Here is a 2,781-nt window from a genome sequence, read left to right on the forward strand (position 1 = left end):
TGCGGCGGCCCCGGGGTCAGCTCACCTCTGGGCGGCGTACTGCCGCGGAAGCGCCCGGCCCCGCTCCGCCATGAGGTCCCGGAGCAGGTTCGGGTAGTCGGTGATGATCCCGTCGACGCCGATGTCCATGAGGTACTCCATGGTCGGAACGTTGTTCACCGTCCACGGGATGATCCTCAGCCCGTGCGAGTGCGCGCTCTGGACCATCTCCTCAGTGACGTACGCCCGGCAGGCGCTCTCGCCGACCGTGCAGCTCTGGTCCGGGTAGGTGGCGACCGGCGAATAGGCCACCACCCCGTCGATGGACGCTGCGGCGGCGACGCCGTCACCGTCGAAGTCCGCGATGTCGATCCCCCCGAGCCACGGCGAGGGTGCCCCGGAGTCGATGCCGAGGAAGTCGTGGTTCGTCAGGGCGACGAGCGGCAGGCTCGGGGCGAGCTCGTGCATCGCCATCAGTGCGCCCCAGTCGAACGACTGGACGGTGATCTGCTGCTCGAGACCCGAGTTCGTGATCTCCTCGTGCACCGCTGAGACGAACACCTCGCGCGGTGCGGTCTGGTCCGGGGCTCCGGCCTCCACCTTGGTCTCGATGTTCATCCACACCCCGTCCGGCCCGTCGGCCCCGTGGGCCTTGACGAGGTCGAACAGTTCGGAGAGGAGCATCATCCTCTCGCCCGGGTGGGTCTGCTGGTCGGGGTAACCGGGACGACGGAGCGAACCACAATCGAGCGTCCTGACCTGCTCGAGCGTGAGCTGGTGGATGTAGTGGTCCATGTAGGGGAACATCGGATCGCCCTCCACGACAGGCGCGGTGTCCTGACAGACGTCGGCCCGGGGGCGTCGGTCGTGCGTGACCACCACCGCGCCGTCGGCGGTGACCTGGGTATCGAGTTCCAGGGTGCTCACACCCAGTTCGAGTGCAGCCGAGAAGGCCTGCGGGGAACTCTCGACATGAAGCCCCACGCCGCCGCGGTGTGCCTGGAGATCGAAGTCACGCGCTCCGGCGCCGAGCGAACCGAGGGCGCCGAGTGAACCCGCCGGTGCGTCGGTGCCGAGTGAGCCCGCCGTCGCCCCGCCGAGTGATCCGGTCGCCGCGGTGGCCACCGTCAAGGATGAGGCGGTGAGGAGACAGCCGAGGGCGGTGGCGCCGACCGTGAAGAGGGCACGTGTGATGAGCATGGGAACCTCGCCGGAAGTGGTGTCGGCATGCCGGGAGGAGTCCCGGGTGCCACTTGCCGGCGTGACGTTATGCGGCGCCGTCTACGGGCGGTTCGACCCGGGGTGAACGCAGGATGACGGCTGGGACAGCCCTTCGGCGGTGATCGGCCACCCTCCCGCACACGAGCCACCCCACACACGAGAAGAGCGTTCCGAACACATCGCCCGAGTGGGGGTGTGCGGAAGTCTCTTCTCGATGGGAGAGGTGGGTCCGTCAGACGACGCTCAGGAGCCGAAGGCGGCCGAGGAGATCGCGTTCGGGGACCAGCCGCGCGCGGCGGTGTCGCGGATGAACTGCATCTGCGGGTAGAACGAGTTGCCCGGGCAGGCGGTCCCGCCCCAGTCGCGGTGGCCCGAGACGGCCGGCATGTTGCGCGTGGCACCGCCCTGCGGGTTGCGGTAGGTGATGCCGCCCCGCGGGTTGATGCCCGTGGCCGAACAGAGGGCACGAACGCAGTCGATGGTCGCGCCCACGGCAGCGGGGGTCGGCGGCGCTCCGGTGAAGTCGCCCAGCACGCAGATCCCGATATTGCCGTTGTTGACGCCGCCCGTGTGGCCCGCGGTGACCACCGGGGGAGCGATGCCGGCGACCGGAGGCACCTGGAAGACCGGGGTCCCGCCGACGGTTCCGCCGCGGCCCTGGTAGATCCGGCCCTCCGGGTCGATGAGCAGGTGGTACCCGACGTCGCCCCAGCCCAGTGTGTTGGCGTGGTAGTTGTAGATCGCGCGCACACTCGCGGCGCGGTCCGGTCCCACGGGCGAGGCCGTGTGGTGGATCGTGATCGCCTGCGCCGGGTGGAACTGCGGTGCCCAGCGGTTCCCCGAGACGTCACCGGCGCCCCATGCCGCCCGCGGGATGATCGGCAGGCCGAGCGTTCCGACGCTGCCCAGGCTGTAGTTGCGCGGTGCAGCCCGGCCGTCGTCGAACGCGGTGGCACGGGCGCCGGCGGGAGCGTCGACCTCGTAACCCACGGACCCCTGCGGCGCGGCGACGAGATCGGACGCGGGAGTGCTGCCGCTGTCCGGGGCGGAGTCCATCGCCTCGAGCGGGAGCCAGTCGCCCACCGAGCCGTCGGGGAACGCGAACCGGATCCGGCCGGCGATCTCCTCGGCGCTGGGGAAAGTGACCCCCACGTAGCCGAGAGGGCCGTTCGGCTGGATCATCCCGCTGCCGGTCGGGACCGACTTGAGCAGGTCCTGGGCCATGCCGAGGGAACCGGTGTCGAACGGGTTGGCCCCGGCGAGGGGGCCACGGACGGAGGAGGCGACTGCGACGCCCACCCCGACTGACGCGGCGGTGAGAAACCCACGGCGTGAAACGGGCATAAGGGTGTACTCCAGACTTGTACTGCAGAAACTGACGCCTGGCATATCGGCGCGATCGACGGCCACATTACGCGCTCGGCGTAACCAAATCGAGACCTACGTTACCGAAGTGATACATGTGGCGAGTGAGGTTCATGAGGCGTATCCGGAGCCTCTACTAGGGGGAATCGGCGGGCCCGACGCCGGGCCACGGGCCTACTCGGTCACTGGCCACGCGCGCCCGGGCCCCACTCGGTC

At 69.8% G+C, this 2,781-nt stretch carries 2 protein-coding genes; both read right to left on the reverse strand.

Annotated elements, in window-relative coordinates:
- Positions 1 to 21 precede the first annotated feature (21 nt).
- Positions 22 to 1,179, reverse strand: coding sequence for a glycerophosphodiester phosphodiesterase family protein (locus G6021_RS12210; RefSeq protein ID WP_182641405.1), 1,158 nt, complete (start codon positions 1,177 to 1,179; stop codon positions 22 to 24).
- Positions 1,180 to 1,443: 264 nt separating this feature from the next.
- Positions 1,444 to 2,499, reverse strand: coding sequence for a peptidoglycan recognition family protein (locus G6021_RS12215; protein ID WP_347237834.1), 1,056 nt, complete (start codon positions 2,497 to 2,499; stop codon positions 1,444 to 1,446).
- Positions 2,500 to 2,781 lie beyond the last annotated feature (282 nt).

It is taken from the genome of Dietzia sp. CW19 (assembly GCF_014145265.1).
In the GTDB taxonomy this organism is placed as follows: Bacteria; Actinomycetota; Actinomycetes; order Mycobacteriales; family Mycobacteriaceae; genus Dietzia; species Dietzia natronolimnaea.

Coding starts and splice junctions, on each gene's coding strand:
- G6021_RS12210 (WP_182641405.1), bottom strand. CDS start 1,179: ATGCTCATCACACGTGCCCTCTTCACGGTCGGCGCCACCGCCCTCGGC.